Origin of the sequence: Micromonospora rubida (assembly GCF_009908295.1) — a bacterium.
Taxonomy (GTDB): Bacteria; Actinomycetota; Actinomycetes; order Mycobacteriales; family Micromonosporaceae; genus Micromonospora; species Micromonospora rubida.
This window is the reverse complement of record NZ_JAAALO010000002.1, coordinates 901920-928583: the sequence shown is the minus strand read 5'-3', so window position 1 is coordinate 928583 and position 26664 is coordinate 901920. Positions and strand designations below refer to the sequence as shown.

General features: G+C 73.9%; 22 protein-coding genes, 2 pseudogenes and 1 riboswitch. Of the genes and pseudogenes, 12 read left to right on the top strand and 12 right to left on the bottom strand.

Annotated features, from left to right (window positions below; genetic code table 11):
• Positions 1-156 precede the first annotated feature (156 nt).
• From GVV04_RS08765 to GVV04_RS08755, 3 genes are all read left to right on the top strand, one after another.
• The gene (locus tag GVV04_RS08765; protein WP_201753223.1) at positions 157-1080 is read left to right on the top strand and encodes an ATP-binding cassette domain-containing protein; all 924 of its coding nucleotides are present in this window, start codon (positions 157-159) and stop codon (positions 1078-1080) included.
• The gene (locus GVV04_RS08760; protein ID WP_161686331.1) at positions 1077-2096 is read left to right on the top strand and encodes an ABC transporter permease subunit; all 1020 of its coding nucleotides are present in this window, start codon (positions 1077-1079) and stop codon (positions 2094-2096) included. The genes GVV04_RS08765 and GVV04_RS08760 overlap by 4 nt, the downstream gene beginning before the upstream one ends.
• Positions 2097-2235: 139 nt before the next feature.
• A complete protein-coding gene (locus tag GVV04_RS08755; protein ID WP_235965735.1) occupies positions 2236-2775 on the top strand; it encodes a DUF3263 domain-containing protein in 540 nt (179 codons plus the stop codon).
• 48 nt (positions 2776-2823) lie between these two features.
• On the opposite strand, the gene GVV04_RS08750 is transcribed toward GVV04_RS08755, so the two are convergent.
• Complete coding sequence (locus GVV04_RS08750) at positions 2824-3039, bottom strand: hypothetical protein (RefSeq protein WP_161686330.1); 216 nt, start codon at positions 3037-3039, stop codon at positions 2824-2826.
• Between the two features lie 207 nt (positions 3040-3246).
• Between GVV04_RS08750 and GVV04_RS08745 the strand changes: the two genes are divergently transcribed.
• Both GVV04_RS08745 and GVV04_RS08740 read left to right on the top strand, forming a co-directional pair.
• On the top strand, positions 3247-4179 hold the full coding sequence (locus GVV04_RS08745; RefSeq protein WP_161686329.1) for a hypothetical protein: 933 nt from the start codon (positions 3247-3249) through the stop codon (positions 4177-4179).
• 104 nt (positions 4180-4283) lie between these two features.
• Positions 4284-4793: a GNAT family N-acetyltransferase gene (locus GVV04_RS08740; RefSeq protein WP_161686327.1), complete on the top strand. Its 510-nt coding sequence runs from the start codon at positions 4284-4286 to the stop codon at positions 4791-4793.
• Between the two features lie 95 nt (positions 4794-4888).
• Here the strand turns inward: GVV04_RS08740 and GVV04_RS08735 are convergent.
• The 8 genes and pseudogenes from GVV04_RS08735 to GVV04_RS08705 all read right to left on the bottom strand — a co-directional run.
• Positions 4889-6454, bottom strand: a pseudogene (locus tag GVV04_RS08735) (AAA family ATPase); the annotation flags it as partial.
• Positions 6455-6630: 176 nt separating this feature from the next.
• Positions 6631-7210, bottom strand: a pseudogene (locus GVV04_RS34750) (AAA family ATPase); the annotation flags it as partial.
• A gap of 177 nt (positions 7211-7387) precedes the next feature.
• Positions 7388-8152 (bottom strand): hypothetical protein, encoded by a 765-nt coding sequence (locus GVV04_RS32940; RefSeq protein ID WP_235965734.1) that lies wholly within the window; start codon positions 8150-8152, stop codon positions 7388-7390.
• Between the two features lie 44 nt (positions 8153-8196).
• Positions 8197-8985 (bottom strand): GTP-binding protein, encoded by a 789-nt coding sequence (locus GVV04_RS08725; protein ID WP_201753010.1) that lies wholly within the window; start codon positions 8983-8985, stop codon positions 8197-8199.
• On the bottom strand, positions 8963-9445 hold the full coding sequence (locus GVV04_RS08720; RefSeq protein WP_161686323.1) for a DUF742 domain-containing protein: 483 nt from the start codon (positions 9443-9445) through the stop codon (positions 8963-8965). Before GVV04_RS08720 ends, GVV04_RS08725 begins: the two co-directional genes overlap by 23 nt.
• Positions 9442-9915, bottom strand: a complete 474-nt coding sequence (locus GVV04_RS08715) for a roadblock/LC7 domain-containing protein (RefSeq protein ID WP_161686321.1) — start codon at positions 9913-9915, stop codon at positions 9442-9444. The genes GVV04_RS08720 and GVV04_RS08715 overlap by 4 nt, the downstream gene beginning before the upstream one ends.
• On the bottom strand, positions 9912-12851 hold the full coding sequence (locus tag GVV04_RS08710; RefSeq protein ID WP_161686320.1) for a sensor histidine kinase: 2940 nt from the start codon (positions 12849-12851) through the stop codon (positions 9912-9914). Before GVV04_RS08710 ends, GVV04_RS08715 begins: the two co-directional genes overlap by 4 nt.
• Positions 12838-14085: a hypothetical protein gene (locus GVV04_RS08705; RefSeq protein ID WP_161686318.1), complete on the bottom strand. Its 1248-nt coding sequence runs from the start codon at positions 14083-14085 to the stop codon at positions 12838-12840. The genes GVV04_RS08710 and GVV04_RS08705 overlap by 14 nt, the downstream gene beginning before the upstream one ends.
• 373 nt (positions 14086-14458) lie before the next feature.
• On the opposite strand from GVV04_RS08705, the gene GVV04_RS08700 reads away from it, so the two are divergent.
• Together GVV04_RS08700 and GVV04_RS08695 are read left to right on the top strand one after the other, a co-directional pair.
• On the top strand, positions 14459-17329 hold the full coding sequence (locus tag GVV04_RS08700; RefSeq protein ID WP_161686316.1) for an alpha/beta fold hydrolase: 2871 nt from the start codon (positions 14459-14461) through the stop codon (positions 17327-17329).
• Entirely contained in the window at positions 17329-18201 is an 873-nt protein-coding gene (locus GVV04_RS08695) for an ABC transporter permease (protein ID WP_161686314.1), read from the top strand. The genes GVV04_RS08700 and GVV04_RS08695 overlap by 1 nt, the downstream gene beginning before the upstream one ends.
• A 957-nt stretch (positions 18202-19158) precedes the next feature.
• Here GVV04_RS08695 and GVV04_RS08690 read toward each other — a convergent pair.
• Positions 19159-19560, bottom strand: a complete 402-nt coding sequence (locus tag GVV04_RS08690) for a VOC family protein (protein ID WP_328822278.1) — start codon at positions 19558-19560, stop codon at positions 19159-19161.
• A 56-nt stretch (positions 19561-19616) separates the two neighbouring features.
• Between GVV04_RS08690 and GVV04_RS08685 the strand changes: the two genes are divergently transcribed.
• The 3 genes from GVV04_RS08685 (at position 19617) to GVV04_RS08675 (ending at position 22106) form a co-directional block, all read left to right on the top strand.
• On the top strand, positions 19617-20573 hold the full coding sequence (locus tag GVV04_RS08685; protein WP_161686312.1) for a helix-turn-helix transcriptional regulator: 957 nt from the start codon (positions 19617-19619) through the stop codon (positions 20571-20573).
• A 907-nt stretch (positions 20574-21480) separates the two neighbouring features.
• The gene (locus tag GVV04_RS08680; RefSeq protein ID WP_161686310.1) at positions 21481-21735 is read left to right on the top strand and encodes a type II toxin-antitoxin system Phd/YefM family antitoxin; all 255 of its coding nucleotides are present in this window, start codon (positions 21481-21483) and stop codon (positions 21733-21735) included.
• Positions 21732-22106 (top strand): type II toxin-antitoxin system VapC family toxin, encoded by a 375-nt coding sequence (locus GVV04_RS08675; RefSeq protein ID WP_161686308.1) that lies wholly within the window; start codon positions 21732-21734, stop codon positions 22104-22106. Before GVV04_RS08680 ends, GVV04_RS08675 begins: the two co-directional genes overlap by 4 nt.
• Positions 22107-22183: 77 nt before the next feature.
• Here GVV04_RS08675 and GVV04_RS08670 read toward each other — a convergent pair whose 3' ends face one another.
• Positions 22184-22891: a hypothetical protein gene (locus tag GVV04_RS08670; RefSeq protein ID WP_161686306.1), complete on the bottom strand. Its 708-nt coding sequence runs from the start codon at positions 22889-22891 to the stop codon at positions 22184-22186.
• A gap of 256 nt (positions 22892-23147) precedes the next feature.
• Positions 23148-23612, bottom strand: coding sequence for an Rv0361 family membrane protein (locus tag GVV04_RS08665; protein WP_161686304.1), 465 nt, complete (start codon positions 23610-23612; stop codon positions 23148-23150).
• Positions 23613-23810: 198 nt separating this feature from the next.
• Positions 23811-23942, top strand: a riboswitch (SAM riboswitch).
• 12 nt (positions 23943-23954) lie between these two features.
• Here GVV04_RS08665 and thrC point away from each other — a divergent pair.
• Positions 23955-25268 (top strand): threonine synthase, encoded by a 1314-nt coding sequence (gene thrC / locus GVV04_RS08660; RefSeq protein ID WP_161686302.1) that lies wholly within the window; start codon positions 23955-23957, stop codon positions 25266-25268.
• A 358-nt stretch (positions 25269-25626) separates the two neighbouring features.
• Positions 25627-26646: a GNAT family N-acetyltransferase gene (locus GVV04_RS08655; RefSeq protein WP_161686301.1), complete on the top strand. Its 1020-nt coding sequence runs from the start codon at positions 25627-25629 to the stop codon at positions 26644-26646.
• Positions 26647-26664: the final 18 nt, after the last annotated feature.

The following is a 26664-nucleotide window of genomic DNA, read 5'->3' as shown; positions in this document are numbered from 1 at the left end:
GGTATTGTGACCCGTTGCATACCGCGTATGGTGTGCGTCGTCACCGCAGCTATCGGGGGAGGCGCAGCTTTGCCGGCTGTCCTGGAAATAGAAGGTCTACGCAAGACGTACAAGAGTCGACGCCGGGGCGTGCGACATGCCCTGGACGGCTTCGACATGCTGGTCGAGCAGGGCCAGGTGCACGGCTTCCTCGGCCCCAACGGGTCGGGGAAGACCACCACCCTGCGTACCCTGCTCGGCCTGATCCGGCCCAACGGCGGCCGGATGGTGATCCTCGGTCAGGAGGTGCCGGCCGCGCTGCCCGCCGTGGCCGGCCAGGTCGGCGCGATCGTGGAGAGCCCGCAGTTCTTCCCGCACTTCACCGCCCGCGACACGCTGTCGCTGCTCGCCGGGGCCGGCGAGGTGCCGCAGAACCGGGTCGACGAGGTGCTGGAGCAGGTCGGCCTGCGGGACCGGGCCGGCGAGCGGGTCAAGACGTACTCGCTGGGCATGAAGCAGCGGCTCGCGGTCGCCTCGGCCCTGCTCAAGAACCCGAAGCTGCTCATCCTGGACGAGCCGGCCAACGGCCTCGACCCGGGCGGCATCCGGGAGATGCGCAGCCTGACCCGCGACCTGGCCGCCTCCGGGATGACCGTGCTGCTCTCCAGCCACATCCTCGGCGAGATCCAGCTCATCTGCGACTCGGTCACCATCATCTCGCTCGGCCGGCGGGTCGCGTTCGGCCCGGTCGACGAGGTGCTCGCCGAGCACTCCGGCGGCGGGGTGCGGGTCCGCCTGGAGGCGGCCACCGACCTGCCGAGGGCGGCCGACGCGCTGACCCGGGCGGGCGTGGCGGTGACCGCCGAGCCCGACCACCTGATGCTCGCCGGGGTCGACAAGCCGGCCATGGTGAGCCGGCTGCTCGCCGAGCAGGGCCTCTATGTCAGCGAGCTGGCACCCGTCACGGTCGACCTGGAGAGCGTCTTCCTGGAGCTGACCGCGACCGCCGCCGTGCCGGGTCAGCACCGCCAAGTCGACGAGTCCACGAAGGTCGGCGGCGCGGGCCAGCCCGGCGTCGCCGGAGGAGGTTGGGGCGCATGAGCCTCTATCGCACTGAGCTGCGCCGGCTGGGCAAGCGGCGCTTCACCCGCTGGGCGACTCTGCTCGGCCTGCTGGTCCTCGGGGCGGTGCTCGTCGGGGTCTTCTTCACCAACGAGAAGATCGGCCCCGACCAGCAGGCCGCCGCGCAGCGCCAGGCCGATCAGCAGTACCAGGAACAGGTGCACTGGGCCGAGCAGGAACGGGCCTCCTGCGAGCGGGCCAAGGCGGCCGGTGAGAACCAGTCGGAGGGCCGGTACCCGCCGGACTGCGCGATGATCGAGCCGCCGCCGCAGGGGAGCGTCGAGGCGAGGTGGTTCCTGCCGTCGACGTTCGACTTCCGCGGCAGCTTCGAGGAAATGATCGTCACGTTCACCGCGATCCTGGCGCTGGTCGGGTTTGTGGTCGGCGCCTCCTTCGTCGGTGCCGAGTGGAGCTCCGGCGGGATGATGAACCTGCTGCTCTGGCGGCCCCGGCGGCTCACCGTGCTGCTGACCAAGCTGGCGGCGCTGCTGACCGGGCTGGTCGCCCTGACCGTGGCCGCCGCTGCGGTCTGGACCGCCGGGTTCTGGCTCGTCGGCTCACTGCGCGGCAGCACCGCGAAGATGACCGGCGGGGCGTGGCAGTCGTTCGCGCTGACCGGGCTGCGCGGGCTGGTGCTGATCGTGGTCGCGGCGACCATCGGGTTCGCGCTCGCCTCGCTCGGCCGGCACACCGCGATGGCCCTCGGCGGGGCGATCGGGCTCGTCGTGGTCGGCCAGTTCGGCGTCGGCATCCTGCTGTCGATGGCCGGGACGCGGTTCATCGAGGCGTGGCTGCTGCCGACATACGCGCTGGCCTGGATGCGGAAGAAAATCACCCTGGAGAACTACGAGGCCTGCAACGCCACCTACTACGGGGAGTGCAAGCCGGAGACCCTCGACCTGACCTGGCAGCACGCTTCGATCCTGCTCGCCGTCGGGCTCGTGGCCGCCCTCGGCGCGGCGCTGGTCACCATGCGCCGGCGCGACATCGCCTGACCTGCGGCGCATCCGCCACACCGGCCGGCCCGGGCCGCACCGCTCGTCCGATGCGGCCCGGGTCGGCCCTGGTTAGGCTGGGGGTCCCGCCGGTCGGCACGCCGCTGCCGGCCCCTCGCCCGCCCGCGTGAGGAGCGCCATGCCGCCTGCCGACGCCTCCCCGGCCGCCACCGACCGGCCCGAGCCGTCGGGCGCCAACGTCCGGGAGGGCGTGACCGTTCCCCCGCCTCGCTCCGCGCCCGAGTCGACCACCCCGGCTACCCCGGGGTCCCCGCTGCCCGGCGGGCCGGCCGGCCCTGCGGCTACTGGCCCTGCGATTCCCGGCCCCGCGACCCCCTGCCACGACGCCTCGGGCCACGACGCCCCCGAACCGGTGACCGTAGCCCTGGCGGAGTCCGCCGACGGGGCCGACGACGCGGGTACGGCCGGCCCGGTCGCGGCCACCGCCGCCGGCCTGACCGAGCGGGAACTGCGCATCCTCGCCTTCGAGCAGCAGTGGTGGCGGCACGCCGGAGCCAAGGAGCAGGCGATCCGGGACGCCTTCGGCGTCTCCGCGACGCGCTACTACCAGCTGCTCAACGGGCTGCTGGACAACCCGGCCGCGTTGGCCGCCGAGCCGCTGCTGGTCGGCCGGCTGCGCCGGCTGCGCTCCTCGCGGGCCCGCAACCGGCGGCGCTGAGCTGCGCGGCCCGCACCGGTGTCGGCCGCCCGCCGGCACTCCACCCGCTCAGTGCTTCTCGTAGCTGCGCAGCCCGTTGCCGATGGCGAAGAACGTCGGGGCCCACTCGCCGATGAAGATGCCCCAGCGGTCCGCCCGCGCCAAGCCCGCCCGTTCCAGGTGCTTGGACATGAACCAACTGGTGAACGACAGGCCGATACTGACGAACCCGGCCAGGTAGGCGTGCTCTGCCTTGATGCCCGACTGATGCAACCGTGCCAACATGCGATCCCCCTGTCGTCGAACGGCTCCCGAGTCGCTGGCCCCGGCGTGTGCCGCGTCGGGCCGCTCCGGTAGCCAACCACTTTTGACGCTACCGTCAGTGACTGGGGCATAATGCAAAGTGGTGAGAATGGTCGGTCGCCGTGCCCCGTGATCGGCATGTCCCCTGCGGCATGGGGTAGCCGGCCCGGTGACGGAGGGAGCGCGGTGATGGCGGCGGCAAACGGGGGCGTACCGCGCGGGGACGCCCGGCCAGCTCGGGCGATGGGGACGGCGACCGCGCCCGGCACCCGGGCCGCCTCGACGGGCCCGATGATGCGGGTACGGTCGGCGTCCGCCCCGGCGCCCGGCCGGGCGGTCAACGAGGATCTGGTCTTCCGGTTCGGCCCGCTGGTCGGGGTGCTGGACGGCGCGACCGTGCCGGACGGCTTCGACACCGGCTGCCGGCACGGGACCGCCTGGTACGTCCGGCACCTCGCCGCCCGGATCGGGTTGGCCGTCGCGGCCCGACCGGCGGCCACGCTGATGAGCAGCCTCGCGGCGGCGATCCTCGCGGTTCGGGCGGACCACGGCGGCGCGTGCGACCTGGACGACTCCGGCACGCCCTCGTCCACGGTCTGTCTGCTCCGGGAGAGCGGCGACGAGGTGGACTGGCTGGTGCTCTGCGACAGCCCGCTGGTGCTCGACGTCGGCGACCGGGTCGACGTGGTCGACGACGACCGGCTGGAGACCGCGATGGCCGACCTGCGCCGGATGGCGGCCACCCTGTCCTCCGACGGCGACCGGGCAGCCTGGTTCCGGCAGGCCGTCGGACTGCAACGAGGCCGGATGAACCGCACGCACGGCTACTGGGTCGCCGCCGCCGACCCCGACGCCGCGTACCACGCGGTCACCGGCACGGCCCCGCTGCACGGGCCCGACGCGGTGCGCCGGGCGGTCCTGCTCACCGACGGCGCCTCCAGCGCGGTCGAGCAGTTCGGGCTGTTCGACTGGGCGGGGCTGGTGGACCTGGTGACCGCCGAAGGGCCGGGCGCGCTGATCGACCGGGTCCGGTCCGCGGAGCGCGACCTGCCGGAGCGGCTGCGCCGGCACAAGCGCACCGACGACGCCTCGGTCGTTCTCTGCGAGTTCGGCCCGGCGTGACGCCGGTCGCAGCCACGGTCCGGCCGGCTCGTACCCGCCGCCGCCGCGGTGGCGCCGGCCGGAAGGGTGGACTCGGACGGGCTCCGGCCGGCAGACTGCGGCACGTGACAGGTGTGGTCCGGTTGGAGCCGGTGGACGAGCGGAACCTGGAGCCGTTGCTCTCGGTGGCGGTCGCCGAGGCCGAGCCGGACGACGTGATGCCCCCGGTCGACGCGCCGGCCGGCTGGTCGCATGCGCGCCGGGAGGCGTTCCGCGACTACTACCGCACGGGCTTCGCGGGGTTCGACGGCCCGACCCGTACCCGGATGTACGCCATCCTCGTGGGCGGCGAGGTGATGGGGATGATCCGGATGACCCGCTGCCCGGCACCCGGCACGGTCGAGACCGGCCTCTGGCTCGGCCGGTCCGCCCGGGGGCAGGGCGTGGGTGCCGCAGCCCTGCGCGAGCTGCTCAACCTCGCGGCGGCGGCCGGGATGCGTACCGTCGTGGCGGTGACCACCCGGAAGAACCTCGGTGCCCTCTCGGTGCTGGGCAGGTGCGGTGCAGCCCTGGTCGAGGACGGTGACGCGGTGCGCGCCGAGATCTCCCTCGACGCCACCCCGCCCGCCCTCTGACCGCCCGCCCCGCAGGACCTGCGGATCTCCGGCGGGGTCGCGGAGGGTGACCGCCTGCCGTAGGCCTCGCCGAGCTGGCCGGCGGTCGGCATCGGTCAGCGCGCCGCCCGGGCCTCCGCGTACGCCGCCAGCCAGGCGACCTGGTCGGGGTCCAGGGACGGGCGGACCCGCTGCCGCGCGGACTCGACGTGCCCGGCGGTGACCGTCGACGCGGTCAGCGACTCCCGCATCGCGGCGAGCGCGGCCTCCCGGACCAGCGCCGCGCAGTCGGCCGCCGAGAAGCCGTCCAGCCCGTCGGCGAGCGCCGCGAGGTCGACGTCGTCGGCCAGCGGGACGTTGCGGGCGGCGGCGCGCAGGATCTCCGCCCGGGCCGCACCGTCCGGCGGGGGCACGTACACCAGCCGCTCCAGCCGCCCGGGCCGGAGCAGGGCCGGGTCCACCAGGTCGGGGCGGTTGGTCGCGCCGACCACCACCACGTTGCGCAGCGACTCCACCCCGTCCATCTCGGTGAGCAGGGCGGCGACCACCCGGTCGGTGGTGCCCCCGTCGCTGGCCTGCCCGCGTACGGGGGCGAGCGCGTCCACCTCGTCGAGGAACACCAGCGTCGGGGCGGCCTCCCGGGCCCGGCGGAACAGCTCCCGGACCGCCCGCTCGCTCTCGCCGACCCACTTCGACAGCAGCTCCGCGCCCTTCACGGAGAGGACGTTCGCCCGGCCCGACCCGGCCAGCGCCGTGACCAGGTACGTCTTGCCGCAGCCGGGCGGCCCGTAGAGCAGCACCCCGCGCGGCGGCTGCACCCCGAGCCGGGCGAAGGTGTCCGGGTAGGTCAGCGGCCAGAGCACCGACTCGGTCAGCGTCTCCTTGACCTCGACCATGTCCCCCACGTCGTCGAGGGTGACGTCGGCCAGCTCCAGGGTGGACCCGGCCATCGTGGTCGGCCGGACCACCTCCAGGGCGGCGGTGAAGTCGGTCATCGCCACCGTCGGCGACTCGGCCGACTTCTGCCGCAGGGCCGCCCGTACCCCGGCCTCCCGGACCAGCGCCGCCAGGTCGGCGGCGACGAACCCCGGGGTACGCCCGGCGACCTCGTCGAGCCGGACGTCCCCGGCCAGCGGCACCTGCCGGGTCAGCACGGTGAGCTGCTCCCGGCGCAGTGCCTGGTCGGGCAGGGGAACGGTGATTCGCAGCGAGAGCAGGTCCGGCGCGCGCAGCGCGGGGTCGACCGCCTCGGGGCGGCTGGTCGTGCAGACCACCGCCGTCCCGGCCCGGACGGTCTCGGCGAGCAGCTGCCGGAAGACCGTGGACAGCGGTCCGGGGTTCTCGGCCGGGGTGAGCGCCTCGACGTCGGTGACCAGCAGCACGGCCGGGCCGTTTCCGCGTACCTCGTCGGCGGCGGCGCGCAGCCGACGTGCCGCCGCGTCGTTGGTGAGCGCCGCCAGTTCGGGGGCCCAGAGCGGGTGGACGGTCGCGCCCACCCGGGCGGCGACGGCCCGGACCAGCGCGGACTTGCCCGACCCGGCCGGCCCGGCGACCAGCACCCCGAGCGACACGGCGGTGCTCAGCCGGCCCAGCACCTCCCGGTGGTGGAACCCGAGGTCGAGCAGCTCGGTCAGCTCCTCGGCCTGGGCCCGCAGCCCGGGCAGCTCGTCCACGCCGGGCGCGTCCTCGGCCCCGCCCGCCTCGTCGGCCCGGTCGGTCGGCTCGTGGATCCCGGCGGCCCGGTCGGCCGAGGCGTCGCCGGCACCTGCGGACCGGTCGGCCGCACCGCCGTCCGGCCCGGTGCCGGGTCCGCGCGCCGCGCCGCCGATCCGGGCCGCGCCGGTCCGGCCGCCGGTCCGGGTGGTCTGGCCGTGCTCCCAGCCGACCACCGTGTCCATGGTGACCAGCGCCCCGAAGTCCGGCTCGGCGGCGGTCACGGTGAGCAGGGTGCTGGTCCAGGCGTACCCGACGGTGTTGGAGAGGCTGCGCCGGGCGGCCTCGACGAGGGTGCGCACGGAGGCGTCCGGCAGCACGTCCTGGGGCAGCAGGGAGACGTCGTCCCCGGTGGTCACCACCTTGCCGAGCAGGGCGAGCCGCAGCATCTCCGGGGAGACGGCGGCGACGACCTGGACCGGCCCGGCCAGGGTCACCCGGCCGGCGGGGACCACCGGCGCCCGGCTCACCGTCACCTGCCCGCCGTCGCGGATGCCGAGGTTGCCCAGCAGCAGATCGTCGGCGTAGAGCAGGACGGTGCTCGCGGCCGGCTCGGCCGGGGCGACGATGCCGGCGGTCACCCGCCGCCCGGCCAGCCGGACCGGGTCGCCGGGCCGCAGCGCCAGTGCGGTCAGCACCTCCGGGTGCAGCCGGACGACGCCGCGCCGGGCGTCCAGCGCGGCGGGACGCAGGCTGGCGGTGAGGGTCAGGTCGGGTGCGGCCACCGCCCGAGGGTAGCCGCCGGGAAAAGGAAGACCCGCACAAGCGCCTCGACGCCGGGTCGGAACGCCCCACGTCGTCGCCCGTCTGCGTCGCCCGTCTGCGTCGCCCATCGGTGTCGGCCGGCGGTGTCGCCCATCGGTGTCGGTCGGTGGTGTCGGCCGGGGCAGGGCGGTGTGGGATCAGGGGCGGTCGCCGGGGTCGCCGAGCAGGGACGGGTCGTGCCGGATCAGCTCCGCCAGCCGGGCCGCCGGGTCCGCCGTGAGCCGCTCCGGTCCGGGCATCCACGCCGGCACGGTTTTGACCGACAGCGGCCAGACCGGCGGCGGTACGGTGGCCGCCTCCGCGCCGACCGTCACCCGCCCGCCCGACCAGCCGACCCGCAGCGGGTACGCCTGCCCGTCGTGCTCCACCCTGACGGTGACCGTCACCCCGGGGTGCGTCGCCACCACCCGGGCGACCGCCTCGGCGACCTCCGCCACCGGGTCCCGCCCGACGGACGCCTCCCTCCTGCCTTCGGCAGACCCCGCCGTGCCGCCGGCAGTCCCTACTCCGCCGTCCACCCTGCCGCCCGTAGCGCCGTCCACCCTGCCGGTCGTCGTGCCGCCCGTCGTGCCGGTTGTTGGGCCGGCCGGCAGGGCGCGGAGGGCCCTTGCCCGGCCCGTCGGGCCGACCAACCGGGCCGCCTCCCCGCCCGCCCGGTCCGGTGGGGCGCCGGTCGCAACCCTGCTCAGGTCGACGTCACCGCCCCCCGGGCCCGGGGCGGGGGCGCTCGTCGGCCGGCCCGGCCCGACGTCGCCTCCCGGCGGCATCCCGAGGGCGTCGGCGGCGGCGGACGGGGCTGCTGCCTCCTGGCCGGGCTCCTCGGCGGGCTCGGCGCCCCGTCGCCGGAGTGCCTCCTCGCGCCGGGCCATCCGGGCGAGTGTCTCGTCCAGGCCACCTCTCATGTCGCCACCCCTTCCGTGAGCCGGACCCCGAGGCAGGGCTCGTTTCAGTCCCGACCCTCCCGGGTGGCCCGGTCCAGCGCCCGGTCCAGGACGACCAGCAGGGCGTCCCGCACCGAGAGTCGGTCCCGGGCGTCGAACCGGATCAGGGGCACCTGGTCGCCGATGGCCAGGGCCCACCGGATCGAGGCGAGGTCCAGGGCCAACTGGCCGTCGAAGGCGTTCACCCCGACGACGAACGGCAGCCCGGCCCGCTCGAAGAAGTCGATCGCCGGATAGCAGTCGTCCAGCCGGGTGCTGTCCACCACGACCAGCGCGCCCAGCGCTCCCCGGGCCAGGTCGTCCCACATGAACCCGAACCGGGCCTGGCCGGGGGTGCCGAAGAGGTACAGCTTGAGGCTGCGGTCGATGGTCACGCAGCCGAAGTCCATCGCCACCGTGGTGGTGGTCTTGCCGGACCGCCCGCCCGGGTCGTCGACACCGATCCCGACGCTGGTCATCTCCGCCTCGGTGGTCAGCGGCGTGATCTCGGAGATGGCCCCGACCGTGGTGGTCTTGCCGACCCCGAAGCCGCCGGCAATGAGGATCTTGACGGGGATCGGTGGGGCGACCCGACCCGGACCGCGGCCCGGCGCGGCGTGCTGCGGCCCGACCGGCGGCCGGTACGGCAGCGGTGGGGCCGTCGGCAGTGAAGCCGTCGGCGGTGGGGCCGGCGGGGTGGCACGCCCGGTGGCCGGCGCGGTGCCCACCGGAGTGCCGTAGCGGGTGGTGGCGCTGTTGGCGGCGAGCCCGCCGAGCGGGGCCGCCGGCCATTCAGGAGATCGCACGAAGTCCATCAATCACTCGCAGGATGATGTCGGGGTCAAGGGCGTCCTCGGCCGTGCCGACGTGCACGTCGAGGTGGCCGGCGCCCCGCAGGTCGCCGACCAGGACCCGGGTGACGCCGAAGTGCATCCGGGTTCGGGCCGAGATCTCGGCGACCGAGATCGGCTCGCCGCAGAGCGCGATGATCGCCTGGAGTTCCGGGGCGAGCCGGGACGCGGGCGTGGCGTTCCAACCGCCGGTCTCGGCCCGGGCGGTCACCTGGGTCTCCAGCCCGATCGCCGGGTCCGCCCCGGCCACCCGGCCGGCGGTCAACACGAACGGGCGCGGACCGGCCGGCGGCTCCGGCTCGGCCGGCGTGTCGGGGACGCCGCCCGGCCTGCCGTCGCCGCCCGGGGACGACGCCCGCAGGTAGGGCCGGATCCGGACCACGGGTTCCGGATCCGGCCCGATGCCGGCGGCGTCCGAACTCACTGCTGGACGGCGTTCTTCAGCTCGGCGATCAGTCGCGGGGTGAGGGCGCCGCCGGCCCGCCCGGCGAAGAGAGTCATCTCGTACGCCACGGTGCCGAGGTTCGCTGACCGGTCGGCGACCACCCCGAGCACGGATCCGCTGCTGATCGCGCTGATCAACAGGTAGCCCTCCGTCATGTCGACGATCACCCGGTTCAGCCCGCCGAGGGCGTACCAGCTGGCCGCGCCGCCGGCGAGGCTAGTCATGCCGGAGACCACGGCGGCGAGGCGTTCGGCGTTCGACCGGTCCTTGATCGCCGACATGGCCATCAGCAGCCCGTCGGAGGAGACCGCGATCGCCTCCATCACCCCGGCGGTGCTGGAGGTGAACGAGTCCAGCAGCCAGTTGAACGTTCGGGCCTCCGGGCTGAGGTCCCCGGCGCCGGAGTGGTTCTGGTGCTCGACGTTGTCGTGCAGGAACGGGCTGGTCACCGTGTTGATCCCTCTTCATAGCGACGGGCTGGACGGACTTCGCGCAGAGCACGGGCGACGCCCGCCTCGAACTGGTTGATCAGGTCCCGCACCTCGGCCGGGTCGCCGGGGTCGGTGACCGGCAGGGGGCGGGGCGGCGAGACGGTCAGGTTGGCGCCGGGGACCCGCCGGCTCAGCTGGTGCGGGGTCGGCGGCGTGTCCGCCTCGGCCGGGTCGCCGGTCGGGCCCCGCAGCCCCGCCCGGCGTACCCCGGCCTCGAACTCCTCGACCAGGGCGCGGGCTGCGGCCGGGTCGGCGGCGGGCACGTCCACCGGGCCGGCCACCGGCCCGGTGCTGGGCAGGCTCGCCCCGGGGATGCGCTGCCGGATGCCCGAGCCCCCGCGCAGCGCGCCGGCCACCGATCCACCCGACCCGGCGACTGGCGGGGCCAACCCGGCACCCGCCCTCGCCCAGGGCGTCGGCCCGGTCTGCGGCCCGGTCGGCGGTCCGGTCGGGAGCCCGGTCGGGAGCCCGGTCTGCGGCCCGGTCGGGAGCCCGGTCGGCGGCCCGGTCTGCGGGGCGGGACGGTCGCCGGGCCTGCCGAACAGCGGCCCGACGGGGAAGGACGCGCCCCGGGTCCGCACGGGCAGCGGCGGCGCGGCGGCGGGGCCGGCCCCGCCGACCGCCGCGCCGTCACGGTGCGGCCGGGCCGCGCCGGGGGCCGCCGGGGGAGCGGCGGCACCGGACGCGGTCGGCGTGACGTCGGCGGTCGGCGGGGTGATCACGGGTGGCGGCGGGCCGGCGGCGGGAACTGCGGCCCGGCCCGGCCCGGCGGCCCCGGCGGTCGGGGCCTCGGCGCTGGCCCCGAAGGCGTTCCAGGGCTCGCCGGACTCCATGGACCGGGTGGCCCGGCTTAGCAGCTCGGGGTCGAACCCGGGCGACATTGTCGGGTCGAGCGGGTCGGCCCCGATCGTCGGGTGGGGCGACGCGGCGACGGCGGCCAGGGCCCGCCTGGGGCCGGACGGCTCCGGCCGGGCGGGGCTGGTCCGCCGGTCCCGGTCCGGCACCGACGCCCGGGCCACGCTGGCCCCCGCCCGGTCGGGGGGCGGGACGACCAGCAGCGCCGACGGGATCTCCAGCCGGGCGGTGACCCCGCCGCCGACGGTCGGGACGAGGTCCACGGTCCAGCCGTGCCGGCGGGCCAGCCGGCCCACCACGAACAGGCCGAGCACCTCGGTCGGGGCGAGGTCGAGTCGCTCCCGGCGGGTGAACCGGGCGTTCGACTCGGCCAGCCGCTCCTCGGCCATCCCGATGCCCCGGTCCACCACCGACAGCCGGACCCCGCCCTCGGTCGGCGCGGCGGTGACCGTCACCCTGGTGTGCGGCGGGGAGAAGACGGTGGCGTTCTCCATCAGCTCCGCGGCCGCCAGCACCAGGTCGCCGACGATCGCCGGCGCCGCGGACACGCCGGGCGGGACCTGCACGTCGACCCGGGTGTAGTCCTCGATCTCGCCGAGGGCGAGGCGTACCGCGTCGGCCAGCGGCACCGGGGCGACGTGCCCGTCGGCGTCCGTCGACCCGGAGATCACGACGAGGCTGCCGGCGTTGCGGCGCAGCCGGCTGGAGACGTGGTCGAGGCGGTACAGGTGCTCCAGCCGGGTCGGGTCGGTCTCCTGCCGTTCCAGCCGGTCGATGAGCGCGAGCTGCCGGCCCACCAGGTTCTGCGTGCGGCGTCCCACGTGCCCGAACATCTGCGCCACGTTGCGCCGCCCGGCGACCTGCCGTTCCACCAGCCGTGCCGCGGTGGTCTGCACCCGCTCGAACGCGCGGGCCAGGTCGCCGACCTCGTCCCGCCCCCGGACGTCGACCGGGTCGAGGCGGATCGGCGGGGCGCTCTCGCTCTCGTCGTCGGCGATCCGGACCAGCTCGGCCTCGGCGGCCCGGGCGACCCGATCGGCGCTCTGGGTGAGTCGGGTCAGCGGGCGGGCCACCGTCCGGGCCACCGCCACGCTGAGCAGCACCACGACCAGCAGGATGGCGAACGCCGTGTCGCCGACCAACCAGGCGGCGATGAGCGCCCGCCGCTGTTCGGCCCGTACCTGCGTGGTGACGTCCGCGACGATCTTCTTCTCGACGAACTGGCCGAGGGTGATCAGCGAGCGGACCGACGGGAAGAGCGTGTCCAGCGGGATCATGGAGATCGCGGCGACGGGGTCCCGCGCGCTGTCGGCGAGGAACGTCGAGCTGGTCCGGGCGGCCACCGCCGCGTCGTCGAGCCGGGCGAGCTGGCGCTGTTCCGGGGTGATCAGGCTGCGGAACCGCTCGTTGTTCACGTTGAGCCTGGCCATGCAGGCGAGGTAGCTGGCGGAGACCGCCGGGTCGCCGGTGGCCCGGACCAGGACGATCAGGGTGGCGCACGCCCCGATCGACTCGTCGGTGCGCAGCAGCGAGTCAAGGGCCAGCACCTGCTGGCCGATCGTGGTGGTGGTGTCGACCTGCCAGGGCAGCCGCAGCGAGTCGATCAGCGTCATGGAGACCGGGCCGAAGGTCTCCATGACCTGCGCCGGGGTGGCCCGGCCGGCCAGCACGGCGGTACGCAGGTCGGCCAGCCGCCGCACCCCGTCCAGGGCGGCGGCGACCGGGGCGGGGAGCTGGTCGCCGAGTTCGGCGCGCAGGTCGGCGACCCGGTCGTCCACGGTGGCCGACGCCTGGATCAGCTCGGTGCGGGTGACCCGGCCGAGCAGCAGCCCGACCGAGAGCAGGCGCTCCTGCTGGATGCCCTGCACCAGGGTGCCGACCCGGCTGGCCACCCGGACGCTCTCGGCGGTGTCCGCGGCCCGCCCGGCGGTGGCGACCCGGTCGAGCACCACCGGCACGGCGAGCCCGGCCATGCTGAGCAGCGGAATGATCACCAGCAGGGCGAGCTTGCCCCGGATGCGGAGCCTACCGAGCAGCATCGAAGGGCCCCCACCGTTCGGTGCCGGTGCCGGTGCCGGCGGCGGGGCCTCGCCCGGCGGGCTGGAGCATCCGGGGCTCGGCCGGGGCGAGCGTGCCGAGCGGGGCGGGCCCCCGGGGCTCGCCCGGCGGCTCCCAGCCGGTGCCGCCCGGTGCCGCGCCGGAGTCCTCGTCGGCCCGGTGCCCTCCGACGGCCTGCCGGCGGCCCCGACGGTACGCGGAGAGCAGCACCGCCCCGAGCGCGGCGACCAGCAGGACGGCCACTCCGGCAGCCGTCCCGGCCAGCCACCGCCCCCGGTCGAGCCGGTCGATCCGTTCCCGCAGCAGCTCGTCCAGCTCGTCGAGGATGACCGGCTGGAGCTGCCTGGCGGCGCTCTGCGCGTTGTCCCGGGCGGCGGTGAGCTCGGCCGGCCCGCCCGCCCCCGGGGCACCCCCGGCCCGGGGCGGGTCGGTCGGGGCGGAGAGCGCGGCGAGCTGCTCGACGGCCCGCTGGTACGTGTCGAGCGGGGCGAGCACGTTTGCGCCGAGTTTGGTGCTTTCCGTGTTGTCGACCGCCGCGCGCAGGTCGGTGACCAGGTCGGTGGCGGGAGTGAGGGCGGCCACCCGCAGGCCGGCCAGCTCGGGCCCGGTGCGGAGCCGCTCGGCGGCCGGGCGGCGGGCGGCGAGGGTGGCCAGGTCGGCGAGGCGGCCGGCGGTCACGAGCGCCTCGGGCAGCTCCTCGCTGACGGCGTCCTGGAGGAAGAACGAGTCCGACTGCGGGTCCCGCATCAGGCCGGAACCCTCCCGTACCTTGCGGTGCAGGGCCAGCAGCAGGTCGGTGACCTCGCCGTACGCGACGAAGGCCGCCTCCGGGTCGGTGAGCGCCCGGTCGGGCAGCGCCTCCAGCTTGGCCCGCAGCCCGGTCCACCGGTCGTGGGTGCGTAGCTGGTCGCCGAGGCGGGTGTCCACCGAGGCGGCCTCCTCCACCGCCCGGGTCAGCGCCTCGCGGGACGCGGTCTGCCCGGCGACGGCGGCTGACTGGGCGTCGACCAGGGCGAGGGTGACGGGGCCGAGGGCCCGCAGGTACTCCACGCCCATCCGCTCGCGGACCGCCAGCCCCCGGTCGTCCTCGGTGAGCAGCCGCTGCTGGGCGAAGAGGAACGACACCGGCGCGAGCAGTGCCACGACGAGCAGCAGCGGCAGCGCCTGACCCGGGAGGGCGGGCCGCCGGGGGACCCGCTCCGCGGGGACGGTCATGGGTGGCTCCTCCGGCGACGACGGTGGACGGGCAGGTGTCGGGTGTCGCCGATGCAGTCCCGCTCACCGGACCGGAAAACTAACCGACCAGGCAGGGCGTGCAGAGCCGCCGGTCGGTCAGTTTTGCGTCACTTCGAGCGACATCACGCCGTGTGGGCATCGGTTGCACTCCTGGTGTCGGTAGCTCGGTTGACATGGATGGATCGGATGGATTTTGAGAGGAACATCGGAATTCACGTGATCCGAATTCAACTCACTGGGCCGCGCCGGACCCTGCGCGGTCGATCCGATCCGGCAGCCGATCGGCCTCACCGGACGGACGTACGGAGGATCTCAGCCAACGGTCAGGAACGGCCCCGTACCGTTGTGCCCCATGAGATCGCCGTTGCGGGCCGCGCCGGTCCGACGGGCCCTGGGCACCCGCCCCCGCCGGATCGTCGCCGGGGCGGTGGCGGCCGTGCTGGTGGCCGCCGTCGCGGTGTGGGCGACCCGGTCCGACGAGGCCGGCTTCCGCACCGAGTCCGCGCTGGTCACCGTCCGGTCCGGGCCGGCCGGCGACGAGCCGGTGGACCTGGACACCACGTTCTACCTGCCGGACGGCGCGTCGGCCGGCCGCAAGGTGCCCGCGGTGCTGCTCGCGCACGGCTTCGGCGGTACCAAGGAGTCGGTCCGGGCCGACGCCGAGGACCTGGCCGCCCAGGGGTACGCGGTGCTCGCGTGGACCGCCCGGGGCTTCGGCCGCAGCGGCGGCCAGATCCACCTGGACAGCCCCGACCACGAGGTGCGCGACGGCGAGCGGCTGCTGGACTGGCTGGCCGCCCGCCCGGAGGTGCGCACCGACGCCCCCGGTGACCCCCGGGTCGGCGTGGTGGGCGGCTCGTACGGCGGCGGCCTGGCCCTGCTGCTGGCCGCCCAGGACCAGCGGGTCGACGCGATCGTCCCCATGATCACCTGGAACGACCTGTCCCGCGCGTTCCTGCCGGAGAGCACCGGCAAGGACGCCACCTCCGGCGTGTTCAAGAAGGGCTGGGCCGGGATCTTCTTCGGCGGCGGTGGCAACGCCGGCTCCGGCCCCGCAGGGCTCTCCGGCACCTCGGCCGCCGAGCCGGAGGGTGCCCCCGCCTCGGCCGGGCCGCCCAGCCCGGCACCGGGCTCGGGGCCGGGCACCGGCTCCGGGCGCACCCCGGCGGGCGCGGCGGACCCGGCCTGCGGGCGGTTCGCCGCCGACGTCTGCGCCGCGTACCTGCGGATCGCCACCACCGGCCGGGCCGAACAGGCCGACGTGGAGCTGCTGCGCCGGTCCAGCCCGGCCCCCGTGCTGGACAAAATCAAGGCACCGACCCTGCTGGTGCAGGGGGAGGCGGACAGCCTCTTCCCGATCGCCGAGGCGGACGCCAACGCGCGGGGCATCGCGGCGAACGGCACCCCGGTCCGGGTCGCCTGGTACACCGGCGGCCACGACGGCGGCGCGGGGCCGCGAAACGACTCCGACCGGGTCAAGTACCTGACCGTCCAGTGGCTCGACCACTACGTCAAGGGCGAGGGGTCGGCCCCGGGTGACGACTTCACGTACTCCCGGATCGCCGGCTTCGACGCCCTCGACCGCGGCCTGGTCGCCACCGGCTTCCGTACCGCCGACTACCCCGGCCTGGCCGGCGACGGGCGCCGCGAGGTCGCGGTGACCGGCCCGGCCCAGCCCGTCGCGAACCCGCCGAACGGCAACCCGGCGGCCATCTCGTCGGTGCCGTTCGCCGGTGCGCTCGGCTCGCTGCTGGACGGGGTGGCCGGCGACGTCCCCGGCCAGCACGCCCGGTTCGAGTCGCAGCCGCTGGCCGAGGCGGTGGACGTGGCCGGCTCGCCGACGGTCTCGATCCGGGCCGCGTCGCCCACCGGGGAGGCGGTGCTGTTCGTCAAGCTCTACGACGTCGATCCCGAAGGCGCGGCGACCCTGCCGAACGGGCTGGTCGCCCCGGTCCGGCTCACCGGGCTGCCGGCGCAGATCGGTGCCGCGACGCCGGTCACCGTCACCCTCCCGGCGATCGTCCGCCGGGTCGAGGCCGGGCACCGGCTGCGGATCACGGTGGCCACCACCGACCAGGCGTACACCACGCCGGCCGAGCCGACCGTCTACACCGTGGCGGCCGGCGACGGCCCGCTCGTGCTGCCCACCGTGGCCGGCGAGCCGATCCCCACCACGGCCGTCGTCTGGCGCTGGGTGCTCGCCGGGCTGCTGGCCGCGATCGCCGTCGGGCTCGTCGCGGTCGTCCTGCTGGCCCGCCGCCGGCACCGCCGCCAGGACAGCTCGGTCCACCCCGAGTACGCGGGCGTCCCGCTGGCCGTCCGGCAGCTCCGCAAGGAGTACGCCGACGGCTTCGTCGCCGTGTCGAACGTCGACTTCGAGGTGCACCCCGGCCAGGTCGTCGGCCTGCTCGGGCCCAACGGCGCGGGCAAGACCACCACGCTGCGGGTGCTGATGGGGCTGACCCAGCCGACCGCCGGGGAGATCTACGTCTTCGGCCGGAAGCTGGTGCCCGGCTCGCCGGTGCTGTCCCGGATCGGGTCGCTGGTCGAGGGCCCCGGCTTCCTGCCGCACCTGTCCGGCCTGGACAACCTCAAGGCGTACTGGCGGGCCACCGGCCGGCCGTGGGCGGACGCGCACTTCGACGAGGCGCTGGAGATCGCCGGGCTCGGCGACTCGGTGCACCGCAGGACCCGCAAGTACAGCCACGGCATGCGGCAGCGGCTGGCCATCGCGCAGGCCATGCTCGGCCTGCCCGAGCTGCTGGTGCTCGACGAGCCGACGGACGGCCTGGACCCGCCGCAGATCGCCGAGATGCGCCGGGTGCTCCAGCGCTACGCCACCGACGGGCGGGCCGTGCTGGTCTCCAGCCACCTGCTCGCCGAGGTGGAGCAGACCTGCACCCACGCCGTGGTGGTCAACAAGGGGCGGATCGTGGCGTCCGGCCCGGTCGAGGACATCGTCGGCGAGTCGCCGAGCGTGCTGCTCGACGTCACCGACCCGGCGGCGGCGCGCGACGTGCTGGGCCGGCTCGACGGGGTCACGGTGCTGCCGGACTCCGACGGGAACCTGGTGGTGGACACGAACGGCACCGCGCGCAGCGAGGTGGTGGCCGAGCTGGTCCGGGCCGGGATCGGGGTGGACCGGGTGGTGCCGCGCCGCCGCCTGGAGGACGCGTTCCTCGCCCTGGTGGGCGAGAACTCTCGGGGAAGCGGGGACCGGTGATGACGCAGTCGTCCTCCACGGTGGGCGCGGCGGCGGGCTACCGCCCCTCGGCCACCCTGCCGTTCGCGGCGGAGTTCCGCCGGCAGGCGTCCCGGCGGCGTACCCAGCTCGCGCTCGGGTTCATGGTGCTGCTGCCGTTGATCATCCTGATCGCGTTCCAGTTCGACTCCGGCGAGGACGACCGCAACGGCGGGGGCGAGTTCGCCAGCCTGTCCGACCTGGCCACCTCGGGCGGGCTGAACTTCACCCTCTTCGCGCTGCTGGTCTCGGCATCGTTCCTGCTGGTCGTGGTGGTGGCGCTGTTCTGCGGCGACACGGTGGCCAGCGAGGCGAGCTGGGGCAGCCTGCGCTACCTGCTGGCCGTCCCGGTGCCCCGGGCCCGGCTGCTCGCGGTGAAACTGGTGGTCGCGCTCGCGTACTCGGGGCTGGCCCTGCTGCTGCTCGCCGGCACCGCCCTGCTCGCCGGCACCCTCCGGTACGGCTGGGAGCCGCTGAGCAGCCAGGTGTCGGCCCAGCTCGACCCGGGGGAGGGGCTGCTGCGGCTGCTGGCCGTGCTCGGCTACCTGGCGGTCGTCCTGCTGGCGGTGGCCGGGCTGGCGTTCCTGCTCTCGGTCGTCACGGATGCGGCGCTCGGCGCGGTCGGCGGTGCGGTGCTGCTCTGGATCCTGTCCAGCATCCTGGACCAGATCACCGCGCTCGGCGGGATCCGGGCGTTCCTGCCCACCCACTACGCCAACGCCTGGCTGGGGCTGCTGTCGACCCCGGTGCAGACCGACGACGTGGTGCGCGGCTGCATCTCGGCGATCGCCTACGCCACCCTGTTCTGGTCGCTGGCCTTCTGGCGCTTCACCCGCAAGGACATCACGAGCTGACCGCCGCTCGCGGCCGATTGCCGGCGCAGCACCTTGATCGTTTGATGATTGATGAGACGACGCGTCGGGTGTCTTTCCCGATTTCAGCAGACGATCATGGAGAGCGCGTTCATCCGCGAAGTGGCACCAGTTCGCGGCAGTCGACGCTGGCGCACAAATCAGACAGACCGGAGGCGGCGGAGTAATTGCCCTTTGGTAGCGCGGCGCGGCAGGGATAAGGCACCCCCAACTATGATTCTTGGACAGTTGTCGTCCACCATGGACATAGGCTGTCCAAGATTCAGGTGCGACATCGTGGGGCCCCATCGGCGTGCGGGCCGTGCGTCAAAGGCGGGGATTGGTGACGGGGATCGGTGGCGCCGCCATCGGCCACCGGCGCCGCTCCGCCGGGGTGGTCAGGAGTTCGCAGAATCTGTTGGATCCACCGCACTCAACCGCTTGTAGAAGTGGTGCTTCGCGGTCCCGTCCGGCATATCTGGCGTAAGCCCGACTTCCTGATAGCCGTGACGGCGGTAGAAGCCGGGTGCCTCAGGGACATGGTCGCGACGACGCCCCGGTCGCAGCGGCGCCGTCGGATCGAGCGGCCCAGCACGACTCTGCCGCACGGGTGCGCCGAGCCCCCCACCGCCTGCTGGAGCCCGGCCGACCGTACCTCCTCCGTGCCTGCTCAGACAGGAACTGGCACACCCCGGACACAACCGAATCCCCACCCCGCCGGCAAATTCACGGAAAGAGTGGCTATTCTCGCAGCAATAGCCACTCTTTCCGTGAATTTGCCGGCGGGGTGGGGATTTTTGGTGGCGCGGGAAGAGCAGTCGAGAGGACCTCGGCTGGGCGGGTGCGGGTGGGTGAACGGACTCGCCACTTCGGCCGGGTACGCCTACCAGGGGCCTAGTGTCGCGAGTCCGAGGTCAGTCTCCCGCACCCAAAGCGTCAAATCAGCTCAGACCCGCGACACTAGTTCTGGCTGCTCAGGCAGAGGCAGAATGGGTGGCCCTCGGGGTCGAGCAAGACCCGCCAGCGTTGTCCGCCAGGCTGAAAGTCGGGCACTGTGGCACCCAGTGCAAGACAGCTCGCCTCAGCCTCGCCGAGGTCATCAACCGCAAGGTCAAGGTGATACCGCTTGGCGTCGGTGTCCGTGGGCCAGGCCGGCGGCTTGTAGTCCGGTACGCGGCCGAACCCGATCGCCGTCGTGGAATCGGTGATCATCGCATATTCCTCCTCGCTGTGCGTGACCGGCCAATCCAGTACCCGCCCGTAGAACGCAGCCAACTGGCGAGGATCAGAACAGTCGACGTTAAACATGATCAGCTTCGCTGTGGCAGCCATCGAGTTCCCTTCGTTCGTTCGCTTCGCCACCACCGTGCCACCGATACCCGACAACCCTTGTCCAGTACGGATGGCAAACTTCCGTAGTGCGCGCTTCCAGGATGCTGGCCCTGCTCATGCAGCTACAGGTACGCGGTCAGCTCACCGCTCGTGAGCTCGCACAGCGTCTGGAGGTCAACGAACGTACGGTCCAACGCGACGTGGAGGCACTTGCCGCGGCCGGCGTGCCGGTGCGGTCGGTCCGTGGCCCTGCTGGCGGTTACCGGCTGGAGGGCGGCTACCGCACCCGGCTCACCGGCCTGGGCGCTGACGAGGCGACGGCGCTGGCCTTTCTCGGACTGCATGGGGTCGCCGATGACCTCGGACTGACCGCGATGCTCGATACCGCGCGCACCAAAGTGTTGGCGTCACTGACCGGAGAGGCCAGGCAGCGAGCTCAACGCAGCGCGGAACGGTTCCACCTTGACCCGGTCCGCTGGTACGGCCGGCGGGAACCGACGCCTTGCCTCGCGGATCTGGCCGCCGCAGTCTGGCGTGACCGTTGGATCCGTATCGGCTACGTGCGCGGTGGCACGCTCACAGAACGGACCGTTGCCCCCCTTGGGCTCACACTTGCTGCCGGCGACTGGTACCTGGTAGCCCTGCGAGACGGGCAACGGCGTACCTACCGAGCATCCCGGATCCGCACGGTGGAACTCCTCGACGAAGCCGTGCACCGCCCTGCCGGCTTCGTCCTCGCAGACACCTGGACCCAGTCCCGCCAGGCGATGGAGACCGAGCATGCCCTCATCGAGGTCACCGTCCGGATCACGACAGCAGCCCTGCCTCGGCTGCGTCGTCTGGTTGCCGTGACGGGGCAGGACCGGATCGACCTCACCGCCACGGGCGACGACGTGGAACTGACCATCCCCTTCGAAGGCGAGAACTGGGCGTGCACGGCCCTGTTGGGGCTCGGGCCAGCGGTACAGGTGTTGGCACCAGCCACGCTCCGGGCGCGGATGGCAGCTCAGACGCGGGCTGCCTCCGCCCGGTATGAAAGCTGACCGACCGGGCTGGTGGAACACCCAGGGGCGGGGCGGTGTCCGGAGTACGGAAACATCGCCCGCCGGCAGCGCGATCCGTTACGGCTTGTACGCCTCGTCGGTGTGGCTCGAAGCCGCGTGCGCGGATGCTCCCGGTGCCGCGGTCACCGCGCAACCGGTCGCCCGTCCCGCCGCCGGTCCCGCCCCACGGAGCCCCGCCCCGCCACACTGGTCACCGCCCCAACTCCTGCCGATCCCGCCCGCGGATGCTGCCGACGCCAGCGGTGCCCGACGGCCAGCCACGGAGATCGTCTGTCGCGTACCGGCACCCCGCCCGGCGTGTCGTTCCGGTGACCAGCAGACGATCAAGGGCCGGCCCATGAGGAAGCGCACGGGGGCGGGGGCGGGGCGGGCACGGCTCACCTTGGACAGATCAGCAAGACATCGAGAACCTTGATGAACAGCGCTCACTGCCCGTCGAGGCGGGCCGCACACGGCAACGCCCATCCAGCCATGCGCAACCCCGCCTGACCTCAAGCCGGCAGCGCCGAGCGTGGCAGGCTAAGGCTTCCGCATCCAGGTATCGGGATCGGTAGCCGAATCCAGGCACCCTCTTATTCGGTCGAACCTGCACGCAGCTTGCCGTGTTCGGTGGCTTGGTCACGGTCACGCAGGTTGACGGCCTGAACACAGCCCGCCTTGCCGTCGCGCAGATCGCCAGCCCTCAGAAGATCTTGGTTGCAAACGGCCCCTCCGACGGGGCGGTGGTACGCGCCGACTGGCGGAGTTCCTCGGACCGGGACGTCGCGCCGATGATCCAGTGGGATCCCTCATCGCGGCCACCCGCCGTTCGTGGCCCAGCGGTGAGGTTTTGGGACCCGGCCTGGGTCGGGTGGACTAATATCTTAGCTAACCGGGGAGGTGGGCCGTGTCGGCGGAGGCTGTGCATTTCAACATGCATGACGCAAAGACGCACTTGTCGCGCATCATCGAGCGGGTGGAGGGCGGTGAGGAGATCATCATCGACCGGGCGGGCACCCCGGTGGCGCGAGTGGTTCCACTGGTGCGTCGGGTGAACCGCATCGCCGTCGGCTCGCTCGCCGGGCAGGTCGACCTGTCGGGGGACTGGGATTCGGCCCGCACCAACGCCGAGATCGCTGCGGAATTCGGGCTCGGCGAATGACCCTGCTGCTGGACACCCACGTCGCGCTCTGGGCCATCGCCGGCGACGCCAACCTCGGCGAGGAGTTCCTCGATCGGCTGCGCCATGACCCGGACATCTTCCTGTCCTCGGTCAGTCTGTGGGAGATCGCCATCAAGCAGACCACCGGCAAGCTTGCTGGACCGGCGGACCTCGTCGAACGGGTGCGGGACATGGGCTTCCGCGAACTGCCGGTGACCCACGCCCACGCGATCGCCGCCGGCCGCCTCCCGCTCCATCACCGTGATCCCTTCGATCGGATGCTGGTGGCACAAGCGGTCACCGAAGGCCTGACGTTGGTCTCCCGCGACGCGTCAATCGCGCTGTACGACGTGGACGTCCTCAAGGCGTGACCCGTTTCGCCCGAAACACCTAGCGGCGGGGCGGTGTCCGGGGCGTGGGGACACCGCCCCGCCGGCGGCGCGATCCGTTACGGCTTGTACGCCTCGTCGGTGTGGCTGACCTCGGTGAACGTGCTGCCGGAGAGCTGGTAGTACGAGGTGCGCCGGATGTCCAGCTCGGCCATGCTGCGATCCTTCGACCGGGTCAGCCAGACGACCTTGGCCTTGCCGCCCGACACGGTGATCGAGACGACCGGGGTCCGGTCGTCCAGCTCGGCCAGGCTGCGGTAGACCGGCTCACCGTCGGCGTTGCGCCACACGACGAGGGTGTAGAAGGTTCCGCTGCCCCCGCCGTTGAGCGCGACTGCGCCGACCGCGTCCGCCGCGCCGTCGCCGTCCAGGTCGCCGATCCCGCAGGGCTTCTGGAGGGTGACCGTGTCGCCGTCCTCGCCGGACCAGACGCCCTCGGCCAGCGGGAGGTAGTCGGCGTACCCCTGGTAGGGGACCTTGGTGCTGCCGACGTGGGCGCCGGCGAGCTGCTTGCAGGTCAGCGCGGGCACCTTCTTCGGCGCGGGCTTCGGCGGCGCGGTGGCGGCGACGGTCGGCTCCGGTGGGGCGGCGGGGCCCGTCGTCCCCGGGGCCGGCTCCGGGCCGTCCTCCTCCGCCGGGTCGGCCGGATCGGCGGCGGCCGGGGCGGTGGTCGTACCCGCCGAGGAGGCCGACCCCCCGGGGTCGCAGCCCGCGGTCAACAGGCAGACCAGGGCGAGGAGCGCGAGGCTGGGCAGGGTCCGGCGCATCGGCCAGTTCCTCTCTCGGAGGGCGGGTTGCCCGCACCGTAGCGGCCCTGCGCCACCCAGGTGATCAAGGCCCCGGCCGGGCCCCGTCTCCCGTCCCTCCCGCCTCCCGCTGTTCCCGGTGCGCGCACTTTCACGGAATGTGTGGCTATGGCGTGCGCCGATGCCACACATTCCGTGAAAGTGCGCGCAGGGAAGGTGGGGTGGGGTGGGTGGGTGGGTGGGTGGACGCGGGGCCCGGCCGGCCGGGGTCACCCGGTCAGGTCCCGCAGACCCGCCAGTCGCCACCCTCCTTGACCAGGTTGATGACCCTGTTCCGGTCCGCGATCTTGACGGTCACCTCGGCGCTGGTGTCGCCGTTGGTGGTGGTGTGCACCTGGGTGTCGGTGACCTTGTACCCGTCCAGGGGTGGCTCGGCCTGCCGGGCCCGGGTGAACTCCGCCTCGGTCTGCCGGCCGCGCAGTCGCTCGCAGAGCCGGGCGTACGCGGCCGGGTAGTTGCCCGCCTCCACGTCGTCCAGGTACCCCGTCGCGGCGTCCCGGGCCGGGGTGATGGTGCCCTGCACGGTGCGGAACAGCCAGAAGCCGCCGCCGACCGCTCCGGCGCAGCAGAACAGTGCCACCACGGCGACCACGATGATCACGGTGCGGGTCGTCCGGCTGAGCCCGCGGGACTTCTGGGGTGGCGGTGGCCCGGGCGTGCCGGGCATCGGGGGGTACGTCACGCGGTGAGCGTAGAAACCCCAGGCCACCCCGCACGCAGACCCCCCAATGCATTGATCAGGGCCGAATTGTCGGGCAGTGGTGGCGCCGATGCCGACGGTGACGGTGTGACTGATCTGCGTCCGCGGCATGGCCCACACCCTGGGAACCCCGGGTGGCGGCGCGGGGGATTCGCCGTAGACTCGTGGCCACAACTGAATACCTCATCCAGAGGGGCAGAGGGATACGGCCCGACGAAGCCCCGGCAACCACCCGCGCGCTCGAAGACGAGCGGTGCGGACAGGTGCCAATTCCGTCCCCGCCGCAGGGTGCGATGCGGGGAAAGATGAGAGGACCTCCTCGACATGACGTCGACCCTCGCCGCGTCCGGCGCCGCCACCACCACCCCCGGCAGCGGCATCGACACCACCGCCAGCCCCGCCCGCGCCCTGGTCTGCCGGGCCTGCGCCGCGCGCTACCCGCTCGCCGCGCAGCACGCCTGTTACGAGTGCTTCGGCCCCCTTGAGGTCGACTACGACGCCGCCGCGCTGGCCCGGGTGACCCGCGAGCAGATCGAGGCCGGCCCGCAGAACATCTGGCGGTACGCCGCCCTCCTCCCGGCCGGCCAGGACCCGGCGACCCGGGTGACCGTCGACCCGGGGCTGACTCCGCTGGTCGCCGCGCCCAACCTCGCCGCCGAGCTGGGCATCACCGCCCCGCTCTGGGTCAAGGACGACAGCGCGAACCCCACCCACTCGTTCAAGGACCGGGTGGTCTCGGTGGCGCTCACTGCCGCCCGGGCGCTCGGCTTCACCCGGTTCGCCTGCGCCTCGACCGGCAACCTGGCCAACTCCGTCGCCGCGCACGCGGCCCGCGCCGGGGTCCCCTCGGTCGTGTTCATCCCCAGCGACCTGGAGGCGGGCAAGGTGGTCACCACCGCCGTCTACGGCGGCGAGTTGGTCGCCGTCGACGGCTCGTACGACGACGTGAACCGGCTCTGCGGCGAGCTGGTGGAGACCGACGAGTTCGAGGACACGGCGTTCGTCAACGTCAACGTCCGCCCGTTCTACGCCGAGGGCTCCAAGACCCTCGGGTACGAGGTGGCCGAGCAGCTCGGCTGGCGCATCCCGGCCCAGGTGGTCATCCCGATGGCCAGCGGCGAGCTGCTCACCAAGATCGACAAGGCGTTCAGCGAGCTGGTCGAGATCGGCCTCGTCGAGGCCCCGGCCGGGGGCTGGAAGGTCTTCGGCGCCCAGTCCGCAGGCTGCAACCCGATCGCCGCCGCGCTGCACGCCGACACCGACACCATCACCCCGGTCCGGCCGACCGGCATCGCCAAGTCGCTCAACATCGGCGACCCGGCCGCGGGCCTGTACGCCCTGGAGGCGGTCCGACGCACCGGCGGCTGGATGGAGTACGCCGACGACGACGAGATCCGCGACGGCATCCGGCTGCTGGCCCGGACCACCGGGGTGTTCGCCGAGACGGCCGGCGGGGTGACCGTGGCGGTGCTGCGCAAGCTGGTCGAGTCCGGCCGGCTCGACCCGACGGCGGAGACTGTGGTGTTCAACACCGGCGAAGGGCTGAAGACCATCGACGCCGTCGCCGGCCAGGTCGGCCCGACCCACCGGATCAGGCCCTCGCTGCGCGCCGCCCGGGACGCCGGCCTGCTCGGCTGACCTGCCCGATCGACCCCGGTGCGGCCTGCGGCCCTTCCCCTGACCTGGCCCGGAGACGCACGCGTGCCCGGCCGCCCCGACCGTTCGGTGGACAGGTGGATCACCCGGACGGGGGAGCCGGCGGATCCACCGGGTAACCGAATTTTTGCCCTGGGTGAGAGAAACCCGCCGTCGAGGACTTGACGGCAGGAACCGGACGGCGCAGGATGCTCGGTGCGGGAGGGCGTTTCGCCGAAGACTTTCAGTTCTTGCGACCCAACGCCGAAGGCGTTGTGCGATCGTCCCTCCCGACCAACGTCCGATCGGGCCAGTGATTAATTCGCTGGCCCGATCGTCTTTCCCGGGTCACTCTCAGCCCATGGGCATCACGATCACGCCGATCGAACCGGCAGACCAGGGCGCGGTCGACGCGGCGTACCGGATCAGGGCGGCGGCCGAAGCTGCGGACGTCCCCGACTTCCCGCCGCTGTGCCGGCGGCGGTTCGAGGGGTGGCTCCGCCACCCGATGCCGGGCGGGGTGCCGGTCTGGGCGCTCGCCCGCCGCGACGGCGTGCCGGCCGGCTACCTCGGCCTGGACCTGCCGCAGCTCGACAACACCGACAACGCCACCGCGAACCTGTTCGTGGACCCCGCCCACCGCCGGCACGGGGTCGGCCGGGCGCTGCACGAGCACGGCCTGCGGGTGCTGCGCGAGCGGGGGCGCAAGCGGGTCGTCGGGATGGCCGTCTCGGCCCTGCCCGACGGGCCGGAGCGCGACGAGGCAGGCGGAGCGTTCGCCGCCGCGGTGGGCGGGCGACCGGTGCTCGCCCAGGTCCGCCGCCGGCTCGACGCCGCCCGGCTCGACCCGGCCGCGCTCGACGCCCTGCTCGCCGACGCCCGGACCGGCGCGGCCGGCTACCGCATCGTCCGCTGGCGGGGGCCCGCCCCCGAGGAATACGTCGCCGACGTGGCCTACCTCGAAGGCCGGCTGATGACCGACGCCCCACTGGGGGACCTGGAGTGGGAGCCGGAGCGGATCGACGTCGAGCGGATGCGGGGCATGGAACGGGCGCTCGACGCCCGGGGCCGCCGCTGCTACCACCACGGGGCGGTGCACGTGGCCTCCGGTCGGCTGGTCGCCTGGACGCTGCTCGACGTCGGCCCCAGCGCGTCGTGGCACGCGTTCCAGCAGATCACCATCGTCGACCCGGCACACCGGGGGCACCGGCTCGGGCTGCTGGCGAAGGTGGAGAACCTCCGGTACGCCCTCGCCCACGAGCCGGAGCTGCGCTTCGTGGACGCCTACAACGCGGCGGCCAACGGGCACATGATCGCCATCAACGAGCGGCTCGGCTTCCGCCCCGTCGACGCCTGGACCGACTGGCAGCTCACCCTCTGACCGGCCCGCCGGCGCGAT